Annotated in this window: 26 protein-coding genes and 3 pseudogenes; 23 read left to right on the top strand and 6 right to left on the bottom strand. The window is 40.3% G+C overall.

Annotated elements, in window-relative coordinates; translation table 11 throughout:
* Positions 1–31: 31 nt before the first annotated feature.
* Positions 32–556 carry a hypothetical protein gene (locus tag CWM22_13075; protein AUC92754.1) on the top strand — a complete coding sequence of 175 codons (525 nt, stop codon included), beginning with the start codon at positions 32–34 and terminating at the stop codon, positions 554–556.
* A gap of 49 nt (positions 557–605) precedes the next feature.
* Here CWM22_13075 and CWM22_13070 read toward each other — a convergent pair.
* The 3 genes and pseudogenes from CWM22_13070 to CWM22_13060 all read right to left on the bottom strand — a co-directional run bounded on the left by CWM22_13070 (position 606) and on the right by CWM22_13060 (position 4377).
* Positions 606–812, bottom strand: a pseudogene (locus CWM22_13070) (choline-binding protein).
* Between the two features lie 381 nt (positions 813–1193).
* Positions 1194–1820 (bottom strand): annotated as a pseudogene (locus tag CWM22_13065) (choline-binding protein).
* 868 nt (positions 1821–2688) lie between these two features.
* Positions 2689–4377 carry an arginine--tRNA ligase gene (locus CWM22_13060; GenBank protein ID AUC92753.1) on the bottom strand — a complete coding sequence of 563 codons (1689 nt, stop codon included), beginning with the start codon at positions 4375–4377 and terminating at the stop codon, positions 2689–2691.
* A 106-nt stretch (positions 4378–4483) separates the two neighbouring features.
* Here CWM22_13060 and argR point away from each other — a divergent pair, with 106 nt between their 5' ends.
* The 19 genes and pseudogenes from argR (at position 4484) to CWM22_12965 (ending at position 17566) form a co-directional block, all read left to right on the top strand.
* Positions 4484–4924: an arginine repressor gene (gene argR / locus CWM22_13055; protein ID AUC92913.1), complete on the top strand. Its 441-nt coding sequence runs from the start codon at positions 4484–4486 to the stop codon at positions 4922–4924.
* Positions 4925–4938: 14 nt separating this feature from the next.
* Entirely contained in the window at positions 4939–7479 is a 2541-nt protein-coding gene (gene mutS / locus CWM22_13050) for a DNA mismatch repair protein MutS (protein AUC92752.1), read from the top strand.
* Positions 7480–7922: 443 nt separating this feature from the next.
* Positions 7923–8294 carry a hypothetical protein gene (locus CWM22_13045; GenBank protein AUC92912.1) on the top strand — a complete coding sequence of 124 codons (372 nt, stop codon included), beginning with the start codon at positions 7923–7925 and terminating at the stop codon, positions 8292–8294.
* Between the two features lie 14 nt (positions 8295–8308).
* A complete protein-coding gene (locus tag CWM22_13040; protein ID AUC92751.1) occupies positions 8309–8710 on the top strand; it encodes a hypothetical protein in 402 nt (133 codons plus the stop codon).
* Positions 8711–8974: 264 nt separating this feature from the next.
* Positions 8975–9160 (top strand): hypothetical protein, encoded by a 186-nt coding sequence (locus CWM22_13035; GenBank protein ID AUC92750.1) that lies wholly within the window; start codon positions 8975–8977, stop codon positions 9158–9160.
* Positions 9141–9491 carry an IS66 family insertion sequence hypothetical protein gene (locus CWM22_13030; GenBank protein ID AUC92749.1) on the top strand — a complete coding sequence of 117 codons (351 nt, stop codon included), beginning with the start codon at positions 9141–9143 and terminating at the stop codon, positions 9489–9491. The genes CWM22_13035 and CWM22_13030 overlap by 20 nt, the downstream gene beginning before the upstream one ends.
* Positions 9492–9542: 51 nt before the next feature.
* Positions 9543–9749 carry a transposase gene (locus CWM22_13025; protein AUC92748.1) on the top strand — a complete coding sequence of 69 codons (207 nt, stop codon included), beginning with the start codon at positions 9543–9545 and terminating at the stop codon, positions 9747–9749.
* Positions 9703–11055, top strand: coding sequence for a transposase (locus CWM22_13020; protein AUC92747.1), 1353 nt, complete (start codon positions 9703–9705; stop codon positions 11053–11055). The genes CWM22_13025 and CWM22_13020 overlap by 47 nt, the downstream gene beginning before the upstream one ends.
* Before the next feature lie 42 nt (positions 11056–11097).
* Positions 11098–11559 (top strand): LytTR family transcriptional regulator, encoded by a 462-nt coding sequence (locus CWM22_13015; GenBank protein AUC92746.1) that lies wholly within the window; start codon positions 11098–11100, stop codon positions 11557–11559.
* Positions 11556–11996 (top strand): DUF3021 domain-containing protein, encoded by a 441-nt coding sequence (locus CWM22_13010; GenBank protein AUC92745.1) that lies wholly within the window; start codon positions 11556–11558, stop codon positions 11994–11996. Before CWM22_13015 ends, CWM22_13010 begins: the two co-directional genes overlap by 4 nt.
* A gap of 21 nt (positions 11997–12017) precedes the next feature.
* Complete coding sequence (locus CWM22_13005) at positions 12018–12203, top strand: hypothetical protein (GenBank protein AUC92911.1); 186 nt, start codon at positions 12018–12020, stop codon at positions 12201–12203.
* 143 nt (positions 12204–12346) lie between these two features.
* Positions 12347–14518, top strand: coding sequence for an anaerobic ribonucleoside-triphosphate reductase (locus tag CWM22_13000; GenBank protein ID AUC92744.1), 2172 nt, complete (start codon positions 12347–12349; stop codon positions 14516–14518).
* A gap of 92 nt (positions 14519–14610) precedes the next feature.
* The gene (locus tag CWM22_12995; GenBank protein AUC92743.1) at positions 14611–14745 is read left to right on the top strand and encodes a hypothetical protein; all 135 of its coding nucleotides are present in this window, start codon (positions 14611–14613) and stop codon (positions 14743–14745) included.
* A gap of 150 nt (positions 14746–14895) precedes the next feature.
* Positions 14896–15103 (top strand): annotated as a pseudogene (locus CWM22_12990) (metallophosphoesterase).
* A 1-nt stretch (position 15104) separates the two neighbouring features.
* The gene (locus CWM22_12985; GenBank protein ID AUC92742.1) at positions 15105–15596 is read left to right on the top strand and encodes a GNAT family acetyltransferase; all 492 of its coding nucleotides are present in this window, start codon (positions 15105–15107) and stop codon (positions 15594–15596) included.
* A 14-nt stretch (positions 15597–15610) separates the two neighbouring features.
* A complete protein-coding gene (nrdG, locus tag CWM22_12980) occupies positions 15611–16183 on the top strand; it encodes an anaerobic ribonucleoside-triphosphate reductase activating protein (GenBank protein AUC92741.1) in 573 nt (190 codons plus the stop codon).
* 390 nt (positions 16184–16573) lie between these two features.
* Positions 16574–16867 carry a type II toxin-antitoxin system antitoxin, RelB/DinJ family gene (locus tag CWM22_12975; GenBank protein ID AUC92740.1) on the top strand — a complete coding sequence of 98 codons (294 nt, stop codon included), beginning with the start codon at positions 16574–16576 and terminating at the stop codon, positions 16865–16867.
* The gene (locus CWM22_12970) at positions 16864–17202 is read left to right on the top strand and encodes a hypothetical protein (protein ID AUC92739.1); all 339 of its coding nucleotides are present in this window, start codon (positions 16864–16866) and stop codon (positions 17200–17202) included. Before CWM22_12975 ends, CWM22_12970 begins: the two co-directional genes overlap by 4 nt.
* Position 17203: 1 nt before the next feature.
* The gene (locus tag CWM22_12965) at positions 17204–17566 is read left to right on the top strand and encodes a hypothetical protein (protein AUC92738.1); all 363 of its coding nucleotides are present in this window, start codon (positions 17204–17206) and stop codon (positions 17564–17566) included.
* Between the two features lie 699 nt (positions 17567–18265).
* Here CWM22_12965 and CWM22_12960 read toward each other — a convergent pair.
* Positions 18266–19108 carry a hypothetical protein gene (locus CWM22_12960; GenBank protein AUC92737.1) on the bottom strand — a complete coding sequence of 281 codons (843 nt, stop codon included), beginning with the start codon at positions 19106–19108 and terminating at the stop codon, positions 18266–18268.
* A complete protein-coding gene (locus CWM22_12955) occupies positions 19101–19466 on the bottom strand; it encodes a transcriptional regulator (protein AUC92736.1) in 366 nt (121 codons plus the stop codon). The genes CWM22_12960 and CWM22_12955 overlap by 8 nt, the downstream gene beginning before the upstream one ends.
* 158 nt (positions 19467–19624) lie before the next feature.
* Between CWM22_12955 and CWM22_12950 the strand changes: the two genes are divergently transcribed.
* Positions 19625–19900 carry a hypothetical protein gene (locus CWM22_12950; protein AUC92735.1) on the top strand — a complete coding sequence of 92 codons (276 nt, stop codon included), beginning with the start codon at positions 19625–19627 and terminating at the stop codon, positions 19898–19900.
* On the opposite strand, the gene CWM22_12945 is transcribed toward CWM22_12950, so the two are convergent.
* Positions 19887–20186 (bottom strand): hypothetical protein, encoded by a 300-nt coding sequence (locus CWM22_12945; protein AUC92734.1) that lies wholly within the window; start codon positions 20184–20186, stop codon positions 19887–19889. The genes CWM22_12950 and CWM22_12945 overlap by 14 nt on opposite strands.
* 903 nt (positions 20187–21089) lie before the next feature.
* Here CWM22_12945 and CWM22_12940 point away from each other — a divergent pair.
* Together CWM22_12940 and CWM22_12935 are read left to right on the top strand one after the other, a co-directional pair.
* Entirely contained in the window at positions 21090–21359 is a 270-nt protein-coding gene (locus CWM22_12940) for a hypothetical protein (protein ID AUC92733.1), read from the top strand.
* Positions 21356–21637: a hypothetical protein gene (locus tag CWM22_12935; GenBank protein AUC92732.1), complete on the top strand. Its 282-nt coding sequence runs from the start codon at positions 21356–21358 to the stop codon at positions 21635–21637. Before CWM22_12940 ends, CWM22_12935 begins: the two co-directional genes overlap by 4 nt.
* Positions 21638–21639 lie beyond the last annotated feature (2 nt).

Raw genomic sequence — 21639 nt, 5'->3', positions numbered from 1 at the left:
TAGAATAAGACTAAAATTAGGAGGTGCTTATATGAAAAGACCGATTCATTTGTATATTTTTGTTGTACTGTCATCTATTGCGAGCGTATTGCGTGGCTTTAATATATTTTTTGCGAAGTACGATGAGGCTGTTGTGCGTCAATTGTTGCAGAATTTTAATGTTGAGGGGATTGATGAGGCATATTTTACCTACATGAGAGAATCTATCAATTTCCAGACGAATCTTGTCAATAAGGCATTTGCAGTTGTGTTATTACTTGCTGTGATTGCGACGATTGTGTTGCTTTTCCTCAAGAAAAATGAGCAGGCTTCTTATACCTACCTGGGTTATCTTTTTGTAACTCTCCTATTTTCGACCTACGCTTTTATTGGTGAGAAAGGGTTGAGTCAAATTTATACTGATTCAGTTATGCGTCAGTCAGTAGAGGCGCAGGCAATGATGAATTATATTATTCGAGTTGTCCTATTTGCCATCTATTTTGGGGTAACTATTTTCTTCCATCTGCGTAAGCCAAAAGAGAAACCAAGTACAGCTATCAATTCTACTGATATTTAATCATCTAAAAAACTGCATGGTGCATAGTGAACCTGCAGTTTCTTTTGTTTTATGGGATGGCGATGTAGCGACGGGCTCCTGAATAGCTGATATAGCTGATCCACTGGCGTCCTTCGGATGTGACAACTCGATCATAGCGGACAGAAGAACCAGCACCGTAGTAGGTGATTTCACTTGCGGACTGGCTAGGGCGATTGCGGACAATGGCTTTGCTCTTGAAATAATAGGTACCCGATGCTGGTAAATTACTGTTTGTTTGATTGGTTTGTTGAGATATTGCTGTTAGTTGAGTTGTAGTTCCAGTAATGAATTCGAGTTTGTTTGAGGAATCTGTGTAATAGACATGGATGTGGTAGAGTCCTCGGTCATTTTTATGTTTACTTGCTTGAACGTTTACCTTGTAGCTGCCATCGCTTTGTCGCTGAGCAGGATACCAGATGATATCATCTTGCCCATTATTATCTGACCAAATTGGAATAGATACTGATTTGATAGTCTTGGGAGATTTTACATTGGTGACGATAACTTCAAAACTACCCTCTGCTTGATTGATATTTGTAATGTGGATTGTTCCTTGAGGTTTTGTAGGAGTTGATACAATTGGCTGCTGTGGTGCAGGGGAGGACTGTACCTGTTTGATAGGAATGTAGCGTCTTTGACCACTATAGCTGACATAGCTAATCCACTGGTAGCCGTCAGCTGTTAGAACCCGATCGTAGCGTACGCTCTCACCAGCATAATAGTAATCCAAGGTTGTGCTAGATTGTTTGGCTTCATTTTTAATTGGTGCTTGCTGGGTAAAGGTATAGGTACCACTGTTTGCTAAGCCAGATGTGTGCGTCTGAGTAGGTGTAGGACTGGTCTGACTGACAGGAGAGCCAGCTAGGTCCTTGAAGTGAATATAGCCACTGACAGAGTTCTTATGGATCAGACGGCGATTGTAGGTGTATCGAGTACCGTAGTTGTATTCTTCGATTTCGACCATGTCTCCTTGGATGCTAGATACCCAGGCAACGTGCATAGGGGAGGTCCACCAAGCTACTGATCCCACGGCAGGGCTCATATCCACGCGATACCCTTCACGCTGCGCTCGGTATCCCCAGACATCCGCATTACCGTAAGCTGGTGGGATTTCAAAACCGTTGACTTTACTGAGTCGAAAGGCTACAAAGGAGGTGCACTGGCGTGTGTAGAGTCTCCAAGGGTCAATAGCGTCAACCGCTGTATAAGGATAATCATCCCCCAAGGCACTGGTGGAGCTAGAGCGCGTGCTAGTGGTGCGAGCCTGGGTGGTCAGTCGATTTCTGTTGGTGTTGGTTTGTGTTTGGGTGTTTGTTTTTTGGGAAATAGCAGAGCTACTTGTTGATGAAGTATTAGTTTGAATTTGGTTGGTACTTGTTTGTCTAGTCTGGTTTTGACTTTGCTGTGAGGAAGGTGTTGTTTGTTGAGAACGTGTTTGACTAGCTGGACTAGTTGATGGTGTAGTGGTTTGGATTGGTTGAATTGCTGACGTTGTTGTACCCGTAACGTTTTTTTCTTGCGATATTTGTTCTGTATTGGACTTAGTGGATGGTGTAGTGTTTGTTTGGTTTGTACTAGATTGACTAACTTGATTGTTTTTTTGTTCAGTAGTGCTATTTGTTGTTTGGGCTATAGTTGGGCTTGTAGATGGATTAGTTGTCGTATTGGCACTAGCTACTGGAGCAGCTGCCAGACAGGCATAGGCTAGTAGGACAGAAGCGGCACCGAGAGAATAGGTGCGGATAGAAAAACGAGGTTGGTTTGCTGTAAGTGATGTTTTTGTCATTCAGACTCCTTTGATGATTTTTTGTAGGGGTCTTAGAACCTGTATTCACAAGTAAAGTGCTTTTAGATAAGAGATAGTTTTTCGCTAATCAAGGCAGTTTTTTGAGGGAATACTGACTGTATTTTGAAAAAAACGAACGATGAGTAACTGGAAAACTAGCCTTAGGTGAACGTGCTGAACTGTGAATACAGGTTCTTACTCCCCCTCGCTAAATCTATTCGCAAGAAGTTGGATAATTTTTTGGCATTTTATATTTGTTTTCTGAAATTGATAAATTATCGCAAACGAAAAATCCTCAACCAGTAGGATTGAGGATAGTTTAGTATTACATTTTTTCTGGTGCTTTTACGCCGAGAAGACGTAGAGCTTCTTTGAGGACAAGTCCTGTTGCGTAGGCAAGTGCTAGACGGCTGTCACGCTCTGGGCTTTCATCCAAGATACGAGTGTGTGCGTAGTACTTGTTGAAGGCTTGCGCCAGGTTGATAGCATATTTAGCAATGAGGGATGGGTCAAATTTATCACCAGCACGTTCTACAACGTTTGAGAAGTTTTGGATGTGCTTGATGATGTCCCAGCTTTCTGCATCAGCCAGTTTGTAGTCATTTTCTGCGCTTGGTACAAAGTTGGCTTTGCGCAGGATAGACTGGATGCGGGCGTATGCGTATTGTACATAAGGACCTGTTTCGCCTTCGAAGGAAACCATAGCTTCTAGGTCGAAGTCGTAGCCGTTGTCACGGTCGGTTTTGAGGTCGTAGAACTTAACAGCGCCGACACCAACTGCGTGTGCCACTTCTTCCTTGTTTTCAAGGTCAGGGTTTTTAGCTTCGATTTGAGTAAGGGCACGTGAAATAGCTTCATCTAGAGTTGGCTCGAGCAGGATGATATTTCCTTTACGAGTGGATAGCTTTTTCTTGTCCTTGGTAACCAGACCGAAGGTGATATGGGTCATATCGTCGCTCCAGTCGAAATCCATTTCTTTCAAGACAGCCTTGAGCTGTTTGAAGTGGTTGATTTGCTCCTGGCCAACGACATAGATGCTTTTCACAAAGTCGTAAGTGCGTTTGCGGTACATAGCTGTTGCCATATCACGTGTGATGTAAAGTGTTGCACCGTCTGTTTTCATGATGAGGGCTGGTGGCAGATTGTAGCTTTCAAGGTCAACGATTTTGGCACCTTTAGACTCTTGAAGAAGTCCTTTTTCTTCTAAGATTTGGATACCTTCGTCCATCTTATCGTTGTAGAAGGCTTCGCCATTATAGCTGTCGAATGTTACGCCGAGTTTGTCGTAGATGCGGTTGAATTCGACCAAGCTTTCATCACGGAACCATTGCCACAATTCATGCGCTTCTGGGTCGCCGTCTTCCAATTTTTTGAACCATTGGCGTGCTTCTTCGTCCAACTCAGGTTTTTCTTCTGCCTCAGCATTGATACGGACATAGAGTTTAAGGAGTTCTGAAATTGGGTCTGCTTCGACCGCAGCCTTGTCACCCCAAAGTTTGTAGGCAACAATCAACATACCAAATTGTTTGCCCCAGTCACCCAAGTGGTTGATACGGATTGGCTTGTAGCCTAGTTTTTCGTGGATGTTAGCAAGGGCATCGCCGATAACGGTTGAGCGCAAATGTCCAACTGAGAATGGTTTAGCAATGTTTGGGCTAGACATGTCGATGGTTACGTTGCGTCCTTGACCAATGTTGAGTTTACCGTATTGGTCTTTTTCAGTAATAACATCTGTCAAGACTTGGTGGGAAATCGCAGCCTTGTCCAAGAAGAAGTTGACGTAAGGACCGGTAGCTACAACCTTCTCAAAGCCAGTTGTATCGAGTTTTTCAACGATGTCCGCTGCGATAGCCTGTGGAGCCTTGCGTTCCACTTTAGCAAGTGAGAAGGCAGGGAAGGCAATATCGCCCATTTCTGATGATTTTGGTTTTTCTAGCAGATTGTAGATAGCTTCCACTTCCAAACTCGGAAGGATGGCAGCCAATCTTTCTGCAATCACTTGTTTTTGATTCATATAGGATTTCCTCCAAAGTTATTGATTCTATTTTAACACATTTCTAGGCTAATAGCGGGGAAAAGTGTTATAATATTTCTATAAATATACATTTTGAGGTAAAATGATGAATAAAGCAGGGCGACATGATTTAATAAAGGCCATGATTCGTCAAGAAAAAATAGGGCGACAAACGGATATTCAGCAAGGTTTAGAGGCTCGAGGGGTAGTGGTAACCCAGACAACCTTGTCCCGTGATTTGCGTGAATTGGGTGTCATCAAAATTCATGAGAATGGTCGTTCCTTCTATTCTTTAGTGATTGAAGAAGAGGGAGTGAATTTCGTTGAATTATTGGCCCAATATGCTTATAAGGTTGAGCGGGCGAGTTTTATTTTGGTTCTTCATTCTGACTTGGGTGAAGCGGCCTTGATGGCTAATATTATTGACGCAGAGAAGCCGTCGTCTATTTTGGGAACCTTGGCTGGTGCAGATACGCTGTTGGTTATCTGTCGTGATGAAGAGGCAGCCCAGCAGGTCGAAGCTGAGATCAATCATTATTTGGAGTAGAATTGAGAGGAAGAATGGCAGTAGAGAAAATTTCTCCAGGCATGCAGCAGTATCTGGATATCAAAGCAAACTATCCAGATGCTTTTTTGCTCTTTCGCATGGGTGACTTTTATGAATTGTTTTACGAGGATGCAGTAGAGGCTGCACAGATTTTAGAACTATCCTTGACCAGTCGGAATAAAAATGCGGAAAATCCCATTCCTATGGCAGGTGTTCCCTATCATGCAGCCCAGCAGTATATTGATACCCTTGTTGAGTTGGGGCACAAGGTAGCCATTGCCGAGCAGATGGAAGATCCTAAGCAGGCAGTTGGTGTGGTCAAACGGGAAGTAGTACAGGTCATCACACCTGGTACGGTTACGGATTCCTCAAAAATGGGAGCCGACAGCAACTACCTGGTCACCATTGACCGTCATGGCGTGCAATTTGCTCTTTCTTACATGGACGTGTCAACCGGTCAGTTTTTCGTGACTAGCCTAGATGATTTTACCAGTCTTTGCGGTGAAATCCGTAACTTGCGGGCGCGTGAATTGGTTATCGGCTATGCTCTGTCGGAGGAAGAAGAGCAGGTCTTTTCGAACCAGATGAACCTCCTGCTCTCTTTTGAGGATGAGGTGACGGCAGATGTCCAGCTGATTGACAACTCCCTGACAGACTTGGAAAAGGCTGCGGCAGGTAAACTCCTCAGCTACCTACATCGAACTCAAATGCGAGATCTGAGCCACTTGCAGAAGGTGATCCACTATGAAATCAAGGACTATCTGCAAATGGACTACGCTACCAAGTCTAGTCTGGACTTGCTTGAAAATGGACGGACAGGCAAGAAGCATGGTAGCTTGTACTGGTTGTTAGACGAAACTAAGACAGCCATGGGTATGCGGCTTTTGCGGGCTTGGATTGACAGACCGCTGATTGACCTCAAGAGGATTGAAAGCAGGCAGGCTGTGGTGCAGGTTTTTCTGGATTACTTCTTTGAGCGGAGCGATTTGGTGGAGGCTCTAAAAGGTGTCTATGATATCGAACGCTTGGCCAGCCGAGTGTCTTTTGGAAAAACCATGCCCAAGGATCTCTTGCAGCTCTCCCAGACTTTGGGAAATATTCCAGCAATCAAGAATATCTTGCAACAAATCAATGAGCCTGCTCTAGGCAATCTGGTAGCTGGATTGGACCCAATCCCAGAACTGCATGCTCTGATCAGCTCTGCTATTGACCCAGAAGCCCAAGGGACTATCACAGATGGAAATATCATCCGTACGGGCTTTGATGAAACGCTGGATCAGTACCGTCTGGTCATGCGTGAGGGTGCGGGCTGGATTGCGGAGATTGAGGCCAAGGAGCGTGAAGCGTCTGGTATCAACAATCTCAAGATTGATTACAATAAAAAAGATGGTTACTATTTCCATGTGACCAATTCCAATCTGGGCAATGTGCCGGACCATTTTTTCCGTAAGGCGACCTTGAAAAACTCGGAGCGCTATGGAACGGAAGAATTGGCTAAGATCGAAGGGCAGATGTTGGAGGCGCGTGATAAGTCTGCTAATTTGGAGTACGAGATTTTCATGCGGATTCGCCAAGAGGTTGAGAAGTATATCGGTCGCTTGCAGAAGTTGGCTCGGACCATTGCAACCATCGATGTTTTGCAGGCCTTTGCAGTTGTGGCGGAGCAGCAACATTTGGTTTGTCCACGCTTTACAGATCAAAGAGAACTGACCATTGATCGTGGTCGTCATGCGGTGGTGGAGAAGGTCATGGGCAAGCAGACCTACATTCCCAACTCTATTCACTTGAATACCGATACGCATATGCAACTAATTACAGGTCCAAACATGAGCGGTAAGTCTACCTATATGCGGCAGTTGGCGGTTATTGTCATCATGGCACAGATGGGTTCCTATGTGCCTGCGGATCAGGCTGAATTGCCGATTTTTGATGCTATTTTCACCCGAATTGGGGCGGCAGACGACTTGGTCAGCGGTCAATCGACCTTCATGGTCGAAATGATGGAGGCCAATAAGGCGGTCCGTCTGGCGACAGATCGTTCGCTCATCCTCTTTGACGAACTTGGACGGGGAACGGCCACCTATGACGGTATGGCTCTGGCCCAGTCTATCATCGAGTACATCCACGACAAGATTGGTGCCAAGACTCTCTTTGCTACCCACTACCATGAGTTGACAGACCTTAGCCAGACCTTGGAACACTTGGAGAATGTCCATGTATCGACCTTGGAGAAGGACGGCCAAGTTACCTTCCTCCACAAGATTGCACAAGGCCCAGCTGACAAGTCCTACGGGATTCATGTGGCTAAGATTGCGGGAATGCCAGAGGAACTATTGCAGCGGGCGGATAGGATTTTGCAGACGCTTGAAAACCAAGCCCCTACTGCACCAACTCACCCAGTTCCGACAGTTGTGGAAGAGCCGTCTGGTCAAATCGACCTCTTCGCAGACACGCCTTCTCACCCAGTCCTCGATGAACTGGAAAAACTAGACATCTACAATATGACCCCAATGGAAGTCATGATGGCTGTGGCGGAGTTGAAGAAAAAAATATAAGACAATGAAAGTCAGGACAGTTGTTCTGGCTTTTTGGTCAAAAAACGAACGATTGGAAGGTGATTAAATAAAAAAATTGTCTTTTATGAATAAGTGATATAGAATATGTTTGTATCGATACATTTGTGATTAAGATAATGTTTTTATAAAAATTGAAATTTTAATTGTTTTTTGCAAAGTGATAAATCAACAGAATTCTAAAATATTAAAACGCTATAATTTTTAGGGTGATTCTATAATTCTATTCTGATTAGGAGATAAAACATATGAAAAAAAAGCTCGGTATTTTTAATTTATTTACAGTAATTATCATGCTATTTAACATATTGAGTGCTACGATTGTGAATGTAGATAGTGTTAAAGCAGCTGAAGTTGCGGTGGCTGATGAGAAACCTATAATTGATTTATATAATGACTATGTAAGCAAAACAGGAAGTCTTTATATTAGTAATTCACAGTATAAGCAAATACGAGATTTAGCTAGAAAAGAAGGATATAGTGTAAATGCATACAGTGATAATTCTAGGGTTGGTGCAGGAAAAAGTGCACGAGTTATCGCTAAATGGATACTCAGAAACAGACAGTTTCTTACGAATATGGTAGGAAAAGTACTTGGACGAAAAGCCGCAGTAAGATTTGGGCATGCGTTACAGTATATCACAGGTCCTTTAAGAGTAATTGATCAAACAATTGATGGTGGTTTATATCAAATTGAGCAGATAATCATAAACGGATTAGTAGCGTCAGGATTAGATAATTGGTCTGCTCGAACATTGGCTGCAGGAGTTCGTGGGATATTAAGTGTATTAGTTTAGGAAGAATAGCTACAATGGATTCAAAAGATACAAAATATATTACAGATAAACTGTTTCAATTGGAACAATTGGTTTTGGATATATATGCTGAACTAGAAAGGCAAAATCCGCAATTTGCTCCGATTAGCTGGTATGTGTATCATCTGGGTTTGGATGATGAGCAGGCCAGTGACATCATGCAGTATTTTCTCTTCCAACAGGATAAACCTCTTGAGGAATTAACGGTTTGGTTGGAAGAGTGGGTTGCGACTAATCGTTACCCTTATCCTCGTGATTTTATTGAGAAGATGGCTCGTCGCTACTATGAAGAAGTCACACGGGCAGTGGATAGGTCGGATGCCAGTCTGTCCTTAGAAGATTTGGAGCAGTTGAAGGCAAGCGGAGCCTTCGATGGGCTAGATGAGTTTGAAGAGTAAAGCTCCAGAGGTTTTTAGTTCCTCGCATAAAAAATGTTGATATAACAGACTAAGTCAGGACAGCTGTTCTGGCTTTTTTGCCGTTTAGCTTAGGAATATGACCACATAGTCAAAAGCCCTTGAAACCAGTTAAGAAATGGTGTTTAATAGGGACAGAAGGGAGAGAATATGAAAGTAAAACGTAACCGCCCAATAACAAAGTATCTATCTAATCACTCCCTCCTCCAGTATACTGTTATAAAAAACAAAACTGGAGGATTTATTATGTCACACCCCATCGTCCCATTGACTATTCCCCTATCTCGCCGCTTTGAGAAGAAAGGCAGAAACGATATTCTGATGAAAATTCGTCTCGGAAAAGTGGAAGTCACATTCTTTCACTCTATCAACCAAAAAATATTAGAAACAATCTTGGATAAGGTACTGCACTATGACCATCCGACTCAGTGATTTAGGTCAAGTCTACTTGGTTTGCGGTAAAACGGACATGCGTCAAGGGATTGATTCTCTCGCCTACCTTGTCAAAAGTCAATTCAATCTGGATCCCTTTTCAGGTCAGGTCTATCTCTTCTGCGGAGGTCGAAAAGACCGATTCAAAGCTCTTTACTGGGACGGACAAGGATTTTGGTTATTGTATAAACGTTTTGAGAATGGAAAATTGACCTGGCCAAACAATGAAGAAGAGGTCAAGGCTCTAACTTCCGAGCAGGTGGACTGGCTCATGAAAGGATTTTCTATCAATCCAAAAATAAATCTTTCAAAAAGTCGTGATTTCTATTGAAATCATGGCTTTTCTTTGTGTATAATGAGATAAAAAGAAGGAGGTAAGTCCATGGAGTCACAAGATAAAGTGATTGAAAGTCTAACAAAAACCATTGAAATCATGACCAACGAGTTGAGCCTCCTTCGTGAACAGATTGAGTATCTGAGACAGAAACTCTACGGAAAATCATCAGAGAAGGTTGTGTATCAACCCGGTCAGCTGAGCTTGTTTGGGGAGGAAATTCTCCCTGAAGAAGAAGCTGACTTACCCAGTTGAAACAGAAACGATTACCTATAAACGCAAGAAAGCTAAGGGAGTTCGTCAGGCTATTTTCAGCCAATTCACTCCAGAGATAGTGCATCACGAATTGCAAGGCGAAGATTGTACCTGTCCAGACTGTCATGGTCAATTAAAGGAGATTGGTTCAACTGTTCAACGACAAGAGTTGGTCTTCATTCCTGCACAATTAAAGCGGATTGACCATGTTCAACACGCATACAAGTGTCAGGCATGTAGTCAGAAGAATCTGAGCGATAAGATTATCAAGGCTCCCATTCCTAAGGCACCTTTGGCACACAGCTTGGGTTCAGCCTCTATCATTGCCCACACCATTCACCAGAAGTTCAATCTGAAGGTGCCCAATTACCGTCAGGAAGAGGATTGGAACAAGCTCGGTCTGCCCATCAGTCGCAAGGAAATAGCCAATTGGCACATCAAGTCTAGTCAGTATTATTTCGAACCGATTTATAACCTGTTGCACGAGAAATTGTTGGAGCAGCCTATTCTCCATGCGGATGAAACCTCCTACAAGGTCTTAGAAAATGATAGCCAGTTGACCTTCTACTGGACTTTCTTGTCTGGGAAGCATGAGAAAAAGGGCATCACCCTCTATCATCATGACAAACGACGGAGTGGCTTGGTTGTGGAGGAAGTTCTTGGGGACTATGCGGGCTATGTACATTGTGACATGTGGTCAGCCTATCGGCAGTTAGACAAGGCTCAGCTGGTTGGCTGTTGGGCTCATGTCAGAAGAAAATTCTTTGAGGCGACTCCTAAGAAGACAGACAAGACTTCTTTAGGAGCCAAGGGCTTAGCCTATTGCGACCGCCTGTTTGCCTTGGAGAATGACTGGACTGACTTGTCTACTGAGGAGCGGCTGCATAAACGGCAGACAGAGTTAACTCCCTTGATGGACGAGTTCTTTGATTGGTGTCGCAATCAGGCCGTTTTGCCAGGCTCCAAATTGGGCACTGCAATGGAGTATAGCCTCAAATACGAAACCACCTTCCGAAACGTTCTCTTGGACGGCGACCTAGTCCTATCCAACAATATGGCTGAGAGGGCTATGAAGACCTTGGTGATGGGCAGAAAAAATTGGCTGTTCTCTCAGAGCTTTGAGGGAGCCAAGTCGACAGCTGTCATTTTGAGTCTTTTGGAAACAGCTAAGCGACACGGACTTGATGCAGAGAAATATATGACCTATCTTCTAGAACACTTACCCAACGAAGAGACGCTCGCAAAAAAAGAGGTGCTAGAGGCTTATTTGCCATGGAAGGAAACAATTAAGAGAGCGTGTAAATAGAAAAAGGTTCCAGAGTCGACAGGACTTTGGAACCTTTTCAATATACCTTGTTATTGGGCGGTTACAGTAAAACTAGCTATATCACCAGAAATTTTGGAAGACTTAGTGACTATTGAAGCACAGGCTATGTCTGAGCAGATTACACAGTTGGTGGCCTATGTTCAAAACCTAGACAAGCAGACATCTAGGCTGACAGTCAAAAAAGGGGAGCAGGTCTATCTTTTGGAGCATGAAGAGATTGTCAGGCTATATCTAGAAGATAGGCTCTTGCAAGTGGAAACAGTAGAAAATGTCTATACTTCCAACCTACGCTTGTATCAGGTCAAGGAAGATTTACCAGCAAACTTCTTACAAATCTCCCAGTCGGAAATCATTCACATCAAGCAACTGGACCACCTCAAGCTGACCTCCAACGGTCTGGTCAAACTGGTCATGAAAAACGGATCAGTTACCTACTCATCCCGTCGCTATCTAAAAGTTATCAAAGAAAGGTTAGGACTATGAAAAAATACATTTTATCAGCCAGTTTAGGCATCGCTATCGGAACCATTATCTCCATTATCACATCAGCCGTCTTCGGACAGGGAACCTATTTTCCTCTAAATCCCTTTTCAACCATGGGGGCTTACTACCTGAGCAACTTTAGTCAAGTAACCGTCATGTTGATTTGTGTAGTTATTTGGGCGGCAATCGGTCTCTTGTTCCAGCTGGCAGACACGATTTTTGAACAGGATTGGAGCCTTCTACGAATGATAGCAACGCATTTTTGCATCACAGCTTTAGGCTTCACACCGCTGGGCATTTTGGCTGGTTGGTTTCCCGTGAAACTTGGGGCTCTTCTCTTTTTCTGGTTTATCTTTGTCTTGATTTACGCTTCTCTCTTTTTCCTAAATTATCGGAAAATGGAGCGGCAGATAAAGGACATCAATGGTCGTTTGTAGTATAATAGCACTATCATTTTGTTGGAGTGTTTTATGAAAATTATTTTGACGATTGTTTATAGCTTGGGAGTGGTGTGGAATACTCTCTATATTGCCTACAATGTCGGTAAACTTCCTTTGTTAAATTTGCTTTGGCCTGCTGTGATTTTAGTGGCCTGTGCTATTAACCTGTACTTTTTATGGACTAGAAAACAAGAGTCAGAATAGGCTCTTGTTTTCATTTGTTTTTCAGAAACGAAGGCTATATTTAGTGTAATTTTTCTATTTTTATATTTTTTTACACAAGATATTGATTTTTATTTTGTGAAGTGCTACACTAATAGAAGTGAAGAATTTTGGAGGTTTGTCAGATGAATGTGCAAGAAAATGTCTTACCGAGTATAGAATTATTGGTTTTGAAACGTGATGGACGGACAGTATCCTTTGACCAGGATAAGATTTTTTCTGCTCTTCGGCGGGCAAACCAAGAATTAGAACATCCTGTTTCAGAGGCAGATTTAAAAATTGTATTAGAAGCTGTTTTGGCTGAAATTGGTCGCCGATTTGAGAAAGATGTTCAAATTTACGAAATTCAAACGGTCGTTGAACAGGAATTGTTAAAGGCTCATTTATATGACTTGGCGGAGCTTTATATTCAATACCGAACACGCCGTGATTTTCGCCGTCATCAGGCTACCGATATTAATTTTGAAATTCATAAGCTGTTGAGCAAGGACCAGTCTGTGGTCAATGAAAATGCCAATAAGGACGCGGATGTGTTCAATACTCAACGGGACCTGACAGCGGGGATTGTTGGCAAGTCAATCGGTCTCAAATTATTGCCAGCTCATGTGGCCAATGCCCATCAAAAAGGGGATATCCATTATCATGATTTGGATTACAGCCCTTATACACCAATGACCAACTGTTGTTTGATTGATTTCAAAGGTATGTTGGCACAGGGCTTCAAGATAGGAAATGCCGATGTAGAAAGTCCAAAATCAATTCAAACTGCTACAGCTCAGATTTCACAAATCATTGCCAATGTGGCCTCTAGTCAATATGGTGGTTGCTCAGCTGACCGTATCGATGAAGTTTTGGCGCCCTATGCGGAACTTAACTACCAAAAGCATTTGAAAGACGCCAAGGATTGGGTGTTAGCAGACAAGCAAGAAGAATATGCGCGTGCTAAAACGCAAAAAGACATCTATGACGCTATGCAGTCTTTGGAGTATGAAATCAACACCCTTTTTACTTCCAATGGACAAACACCCTTCACCTCACTCGGTTTTGGCCTAGGGATATCATGGTTTGAGCGAGAAATTCAAAAAGCGATTTTGAACATTCGTATCAAGGGTCTAGGGCGCGAAGGGCGGACAGCTATCTTTCCTAAGTTGATTTTCACAGTTAAGCGTGGCTTGAACTTGGAGCCAGATTCTCCAAACTATGACATCAAGCAATTGGCGATTGAATGTGCAACCAAGCGTATGTATCCAGATATGCTTTCTTATGACAAGATTGTTGAGTTGACAGGTTCCTTCAAGGTGCCAATGGGTTGCCGTTCTTTCCTTCAAGGTTGGAAGGATGAAAATGGGCAGGATGTGACATCCGGTCGGATGAACTTGGGTGTCGTAACCGTCAATTTGCCACGGATTGCCATGGAGTCTGCTGGAGATAAGGATAAGTTCTGGGAAATCTTTGCAGAACGTATGGCCATTGCCAAGGATGCCCTGATCTATCGTGTGGAACGAGTGAAAGAGGCAACCCCGGCCAATGCTCCAATTCTCTATCAATATGGGGCATTCGGAAAACGCTTGGCTAAGACAGACGCAGTAGATGAAGTCTTTAAAAATCGTCGAGCAACCGTATCTTTGGGGTACATTGGTTTGTATGAAGTCGCAACAGTATTTTACGGTGGCGAATGGGAGACCAACCCAGAGGCAAAAGATTTCACGGTGGATATTATCAAGAAAATGAAAGCCTTGGTTGAAGATTGGTCGGATGAATATGGTTATCATTTCTCAGTTTATTCGACACCATCTGAAAGCCTGACAGACCGCTTCTGCCGTATGGATACAGAGAAATTTGGCATCGTTAAGGACATTACGGATAAAGAATATTACACTAACAGTTTCCACTATGATGTCCGAAAAAATCCAACACCGTTTGAAAAACTGGACTTTGAGAAAATTTATCCTGCTGTAGGTGCCAGTGGTGGATTTATCCATTACTGTGAATACCCTGTGCTGCAACAAAATCCAAAGGCCTTGGAAGCTGTTTGGGACTATGCTTATGACCGTGTTGGCTACTTGGGGACCAATACCCCGATTGACCATTGCTACGCTTGCGATTTTGAAGGTGATTTTGAGCCGACGGAGCGTGGCTTCAAGTGTCCAAATTGCGGGAATAGCGATCCTAAGTCGGTGGATGTTGTTAAACGAACTTGTGGTTATCTAGGCAATCCACAGGCCCGTCCGATGGTAAAAGGCCGTCACAAGGAAATTTCGGCGCGTGTGAAACACATGAATGGGTCGAGCTTATAAGTAATAAACAGACTATGTAGAGCTTCCACAGTTCCAGTTAGCTGTGGAAGTTTGTTATAAACAAATAAGAGATAAAAAAAGAGGAGAAAACAATGGGAAAATATCAATTAGACGATAAGGGGAAGGCCCTGGTGACACGCTATCATGAGAAGAATTCTAATGTGAAGCAGGATAAAAAAGCGCGTGTGCAGGAATTGCTCAAACAAGCAAAAAACAAGAAAAAATAGTATGGACTATACAGATATTAGTATTCTCCATACCAATGATATGCATTCCTACATGGAGAATTTTCCAAAGAAGGCGCAACTGATTGCGAACATTCGGGATGGTAATGAGAAAAAGGGGGTTCCGACCTACAGACAGGTCTCCACCCTCAGATGTGGGGCATTGTTCCAAAGCGGTGAGGGTTTTGTGGTCAATGGCAGAGCAGTCGAGTCAGATAAGGACTATCAGATTGTGACCAATTCTTTTGTTTGGAGCGGTAAGGACAACTATGATGATTTCCACAAGGCAGAAATTGTGCAGGACTTGGGACTGGATATAGACATCATCAGTGAATTTTTCAAGAGACAATATGGAGACTAAAATGGAATTAAGAAGACCGACTATAGCGGATAAGGAAACGATTTTGGAGATGCTGGCAGAATTTGAAAAAGCAGGCTCAGCTATGGATGGGGGCCATTATCCGAAGGATTTGGTCTATGAAGAATGGTTAGAACAGAATCTCTCAAATGAGATGGGTCTAGATTTACCTAACGGTTATGTCCCTGCAATTCAGTATGTTTCTTTTGATCAGACTGGTAAAGCACTTGGCTTTTTACATTTACGTTTACGGTTAAATGATTTTTTATTGCAAAAAGGCGGTCACATCGGATATTCCATTCGCCCGACGGAGCGAGGAAAGGGCTATGCCAAGGAACAACTTCGACTTGGTTTGCAGGAGGCGGCTAGTAAAAATATCACCAAGGTTCTCGTGACCTGCTCGACAGACAATCAAGCCAGCCGTCGCACGATTGTGGCTTGTGGTGGCGTTTTGGAAGATATTCGAGATGGAATAGAAAGATACTGGATTGAATAAGAGAGGAGGTAGCTATGCGAGAGCAGACTTGGAACAATCCCAAGCCAGGTGAGTGGAAGAGTGAAGAACTCAGTCAGGGACGGATTATGGACTACAAGGCCTTTAACTTTGTGGACGGCGAAGGCGTGCGTTGTTCCCTCTATGTCAGCGGCTGCCTCTTTCACTGTCCAGGCTGCTACAATGTCGCCACCTGGTCCTTCAAGGCCGGCATTCCCTACACCAAGGAGCTAGAAGACCGCATTTTAGCAGACCTGGCCCAGCCCTATGTGCAGGGTCTGACCCTCTTGGGTGGTGAGCCCTTTCTTAATACAGGAACGGTCCTCCCACTCGTCAAGCGGGTTCGGAAGGAATTGCCAGACAAGGACATTTGGTCTTGGACAGGCTATACATGGGAAGAATTGATGTTGGAAACGCCAGACAAACTGGAGTTGCTCAGCCAGTTGGACATTCTCGTAGATGGTCGCTATGACAAAAACAAACGCAACCTCATGTTGCAATTTAGAGGATCGACCAACCAACGCATCATTGATGTGCAGAAATCATTGCAGGAAAAACGAGTTGTCCTGTGGGATAAGTTAAAAAAATAGCCCTTCACAATGTGAAAGGGTTCTTTTTGACCAATTCACTCAAAAAACGAGAAAAAGCCTTGATAAATCAAGACTTTCCTCATATCAACCAATATCCTCCCTGTAGTCTTTAGGGGTTAATTGGATTAGATTATTAAATGTTAAAAAACTAATGAAATCAAGGGTTTATCAATTTATTTTTTTATTAGTTTTTTATTGAAAAAATATTTTTTTTGACCAAATTTTGACCAAATTTAGAATATACCAAAGGGAATTAGTTTGACTAGTTCTTTTTGTTATGTTTTAAAAAGAGCAGATATTGAAAAAACAATAAAAATAGTCATCTTTATTGAAATATAACTCAAAATATGATACAATATATATACAATATATAACAAAGAGGTATATGTTATGTCAACTGTTGTAGTAAGAGTAGATGATAAACTAAAAGAGGATGCTGTGGACTTGTTTCAATCTTTAGGGCTGGATATGAGTACTGCTGTCAAGATGTTCCTTATCCAATCTGTTAAGACACAAAGTATTCCTTTCGAAATTAAGAGTAATACAGTTGTATCTGATGAAGAGTTTCAAAAATTGGTAGAATTAAAATCAAAGGGTATCTTAGTTAGTGCAGATAATCCTAGAAGTATTGAAAAATTCTTTGGAAATGAAGATTTTTCTGAGTATGAGGAATATTTTAAATGAGTCAGATGGAAGTTTACTCTGTACTGGTTTCACGATATAATTATGCAGATGGTACAGGTTCAAAAATTCGTCCAGGGGTTGTTATCAAGTTTAATAATGAAATAATTCGAACTTATAGACTGACTAGTCAATACGAAAATAAGTCAGAATATATTAAGAGTCGGTATTTAGAAATCATAGATTGGGCTAAAGCAAAATTGAAAAAACCATCTTGGATAGATACAATACAGTATTATGATATTGAAAATAAAGGATTCAATATCAAAATTATTGGCAAGTTGAGTGATAGGGATGTTGCTCGATTGAAAGAGTTTATTAGGGATAGGGAGTTGTAAAATGAAAAAAATTTTAGGTTTAATTGCATTAGTGTTTTCTATACTCGTACTAACCGCTTGTAGTACGTCAACCGTTGATTCATTGGAGGGAGAATATGCAAGGTTAGTGACTGCTTCTAATACAAGGGAAACGGAGTTATATAGGTCAGAAGATAATCCTATGGTGATAAAAGGAGCAACAGCATCAATACCAGGTATTGATGATAATTTAGCAGTTGATACTGAAAGGAAAATTTTTATCGGTAGCAGTTATAAATATCCCTATGTATATGAAGATGGTATTTTACAGGTTAATGGTGACACTTATTATAAAATAGGTTCTAAAGCTTATGAAGAAAAAGCTAAGGAATTAGGACAAGAATAAAAGACTAGGCTATCTAGTCTTTATTTTTGGTTCGGATTAGAGTTAAAAAGACATCTTAATGATTTTATATAAAAATATCCAAATAGATTCATACAGCAGATATAGAAAATTGTTAACACGGTTTTTTGATTAAAAATATTTTTCGAGGTAAATTCTGAGATTGTTTTAGCAGATTGTATGCTTAAGTAAAAAACATTGATATTTTGATGGAAAGGTAAAGTTCCTATGTAAAAGGTAAATATGAATGGTAGAGTCATTGTTAAGATCCAATGGGTTAGAAGAATTAGAAGTATGCTTAGAGTGTTAGAAATTAGATTTTCATTATTGAAAAAACTTTCAAAAAAATGAATTGATAAGTTGGACGAAATCATGCTAATATACAATATGTTGAATTGAACGATGATAATGTTTTTGTATTTTAAAAAATTGATATTATTTTTTATTGAGTTGATTCTATAACTATCGAATACTTGATGTAGTAGTGTATTAACTCCAATAAGGATAGCTATATCTAAAATGTTTGAGATAATACTATCTGTCTTATCTTGTAATAATGAATATATGGTTAAAATGGCAAAATAAATAAAGACGGGAATAATGTAGATAATACAAAAACTCAGTGTTGTATATATAATTTTTTTATAATTATAGTATTTTAATTTCTCAAAAAATTAATCAATGTTTCTTTCATAACTTATCCTAATATGCTAGTCTAAACCAGGTATCGTTGCCTAGTTTTTGTGCTTGTTCTTGTGATAGATTCTTATTGTTCCAGGCGTAGTAAAATTCTATATTTCTACCAAATTGCCAACCAACTGAGTATTGGGCTGGAAGTTGATTTCTAAAATCATTGTTTTCTAGTGCAGGGACTTGTAGACTAGTAACAATGTCATTATGCTCTAATAGGTATTCTATGTGCTCAATAGGGTCAATTTCAACCATTTTAAAGTCCTGTATAAAACGGTTTGATAATTGCTCTAAACAGTCTTTAAGGTCGTTATTTTTACGTGTGAGGTAGTCTAGGATGATCGATTCTATTTCATTGATAGAAAGGTTGCTTTTGTCAGCTAGTATTTGTTTTAGTCTGATTTTTAAGGCTTCGGATGAAATTCCGAGGTCTTTTATGATATCTTGAAAAGTTCTTTTTTCAATGACAATCTTACCGTATAGGACAATGTCAGGTGCTAGTATTTGTCCTGCAAAGATGTTGGCTTCAATTTCCTGTGGGATATTTTCCTCTGAATAGGTAAAAATACTTCCCTGGTGCTCTAATAAGAAATGCCCAAGTTCATGACACTTGGTAAAGTTTTGACGATATGTGTGATGATCACTTTGATAGGAAATAGAAGAATGGCCATTCTTATCAATAATAGAAAGTCCTGCAATATCGTTGTGTAGATTGTGCTCCATAACAAGAATATTGAGTTTGGTTGTTATATAATGAAAAAATGAATGATAGGAATACTGATGTGTCTTTATATCATTCATCTTCATATACTTATAAATAAAGTTCTGGGCAATTGATGTGATGTGCTTAGTCACGCTTTGCTAGTTCTCTTTCATTGATTAGTCGTTGTCTTTCCAAAAGGAATTTTTTTAGGTCAGATGCCAACTGATTTTTTTCTTCGGTAGAAAGTCCTTTGGAAGTATTTCGGTAAAGTAACTCAAAATCATCCAGATTAATTTCTTCTTCTGGATTACGAATATCAGAGTTTCCTAAAAGATAGTCAATTGAAACGTTAAAAAGAGAAGCAATTGGTTCTAGTTTATCTGGAGTTGGTTTTTTTATGCCTTTTTCCCAATTTGCATAGGCAGGTTGAGAAATATTTAAATGTTCAGCAACTTGTTTTTGTGTTAATCCAGCCTCTTTGCGTAGTTGCTTTAGGCGTTCTGAGATCATAAACTAGCCTTTCAAAATATTTTTTAAATTTTTAAAATAAAAGTATTGACAATTATAACTAATAGTTATATACTAGATACATAACCAATGGTTATAAAACAAAAACAATTATAACATATATGAAATATGTAATGAATGTTGAAAAAAGAGGAATGAGAATGGATAATAAAGCAGATATTTCAAGTCATGTACGATTGACTGAGTTTGAAAAAGGAAAGATATATTTGGCAATACAATTTCTGCATTCGACAAACTTTGTTTCTTTAAAACAAGGAGAACTTGACCTCCCGAACAGTATTAGGGAGACAGTTAGGAATAACGCAGATAGCTATAGCGAGTATATTGAAAAAGGTCAAAAAATCATTGATGACTTTAAACAAGCAATGAAAGAACTATCTGATGAGATGATTGAGTCAGTAGTTAGTCCTGAGTAAGTGCATTAGCAAATTCAGTACAGAATCCTTCATAATAACGGTTAAATTGATGTTCGTCACTATTTTCAGTATAAGCTCGCAACTTGGAACTAAAGTAGCTAACCAGTTCATGTAGGTTTTCTTCATCTGGATTGATAGTAGAATCAGAATGGATATATTCTTTTAAATCGCTTTTAAGGGAATTCAAGGGTTCGTCAAGTGCATCTGGATTCCCTGCTTTAAAAGCGTTAATAAAATCACCTTTATGATTTTTAAAGGTAGTATTGATATTTTCTACTATAGCCATACTTCTAATCTCCTTTAATAGTTACAATCATACAATCAACACCATTCTCTTGGTTGTATGATTCTAGCTATTAAGCTAGAAGGATTTAATTTTTGTTTATCTTGTTCAAAAAGTAATCAAAACAATATCTGACAATATTAGAAATGATTGCAGAAATGAACATATGAAAAATATTCATTATTATCTCCTTACAATTTTGAATTGTACATTGAAAATAATAAATAAAAAGTGCGTCAGACAACCTGTACTAGACTGGCTGATCCAACACACGTATAAAAAATGTGGTAATTTAATTATACGAGTTTTGAATTAATAAGTCAATAATAAGTTAATTATAAATAACTTTATTAATTTATTAATTATTAGGTTCAAGTTTGAATGATTAGCGCTAAGGTTTATGCTTCTTTACCTGTGTAGAGCGAAAAAGAAGAACTGCTGGCTACCAAAAGGGGTCGGAGACAAAGCCTGTGTGACATAGTGAGATGGTGAAGCAGGAACTGTGGGCGGTGTGTGAGTCATGTTGTGACTTGCTAAAGGACTAGGTGAGAAAGACTGAGCGTTGAACTGTTTGGAAATTCGTGACTAGTCCGAAGTAGTAACTCTTTTTTTGTCATGCAGAAGAAAGAGTGAAACTATGCGAAGATACGAGCATATTCCATGTATGGTTGACGATTTGTAAAAACAAGTCGTCTTTTTATATTTAAACAACAGGAAAAGTCATTGCTTGCTGATATAGGTTTCGTCCTTGCAGGTGATGGCTTTTATTTGTTTAAATAGGGTAGCAATTCATTTTTCCAGTTTGAGACACAAATCTCCTCCCCTTTAACACCAGATCATTGCTACCCTATTTAAATAAATAAACGATTGAGATTATTTATTAAAATTAAAAATGAAAGGAACATTATGCTTGGACGAATTTTAACTAGAAAAGACAATATACCTGGCTATTATTTAGGCAAGGCAGAACATACGGTTACAGGCGAAGTATTCGGTATAGCACAGAATTCAAATGGAAGTCCAATTATTATCTATAAGAATAAACGTGTCATCTTTGAAATGTGTGATCTAATCGAACGAGCAAAAGAAATCATAGAAAATGAGGTAGTTAATGAGAACAATGCAGAAGTTTTAGAGCAGGAAGTTAGAAAGAAGGGATTATCATTTGTGAGTTGAGAGTAGTAAGAAAGGGAGTATTAGATACACGTGGCTATGTAAATTCGTATATTTATGGACTTGAAGTGATTAGGAGTGAAGGAATTTCACACCCTGTTTATCCTTATGCAAGCAATAGAGAAGTATTAGAAGAGTTTGTTAACTTGTATTATGAAGAGTTAGCAAGCTTTTTTGATTTACATCAGACGTGGTTTACCAATTACCTATTAGGTTTTGATACCAGTAAGAAAGAAGAGTTTAAAGATAGATGGTTTGATAGAGGGTTGCTGATAATGTAGTT

The organism is Streptococcus suis, from assembly GCA_002831545.1.
Lineage (GTDB): Bacteria > Bacillota > Bacilli > Lactobacillales > Streptococcaceae > Streptococcus > Streptococcus suis_P.
Note: the sequence above shows the minus strand (reverse complement) of the source record. Positions and strands in the feature narration are given on the sequence as shown.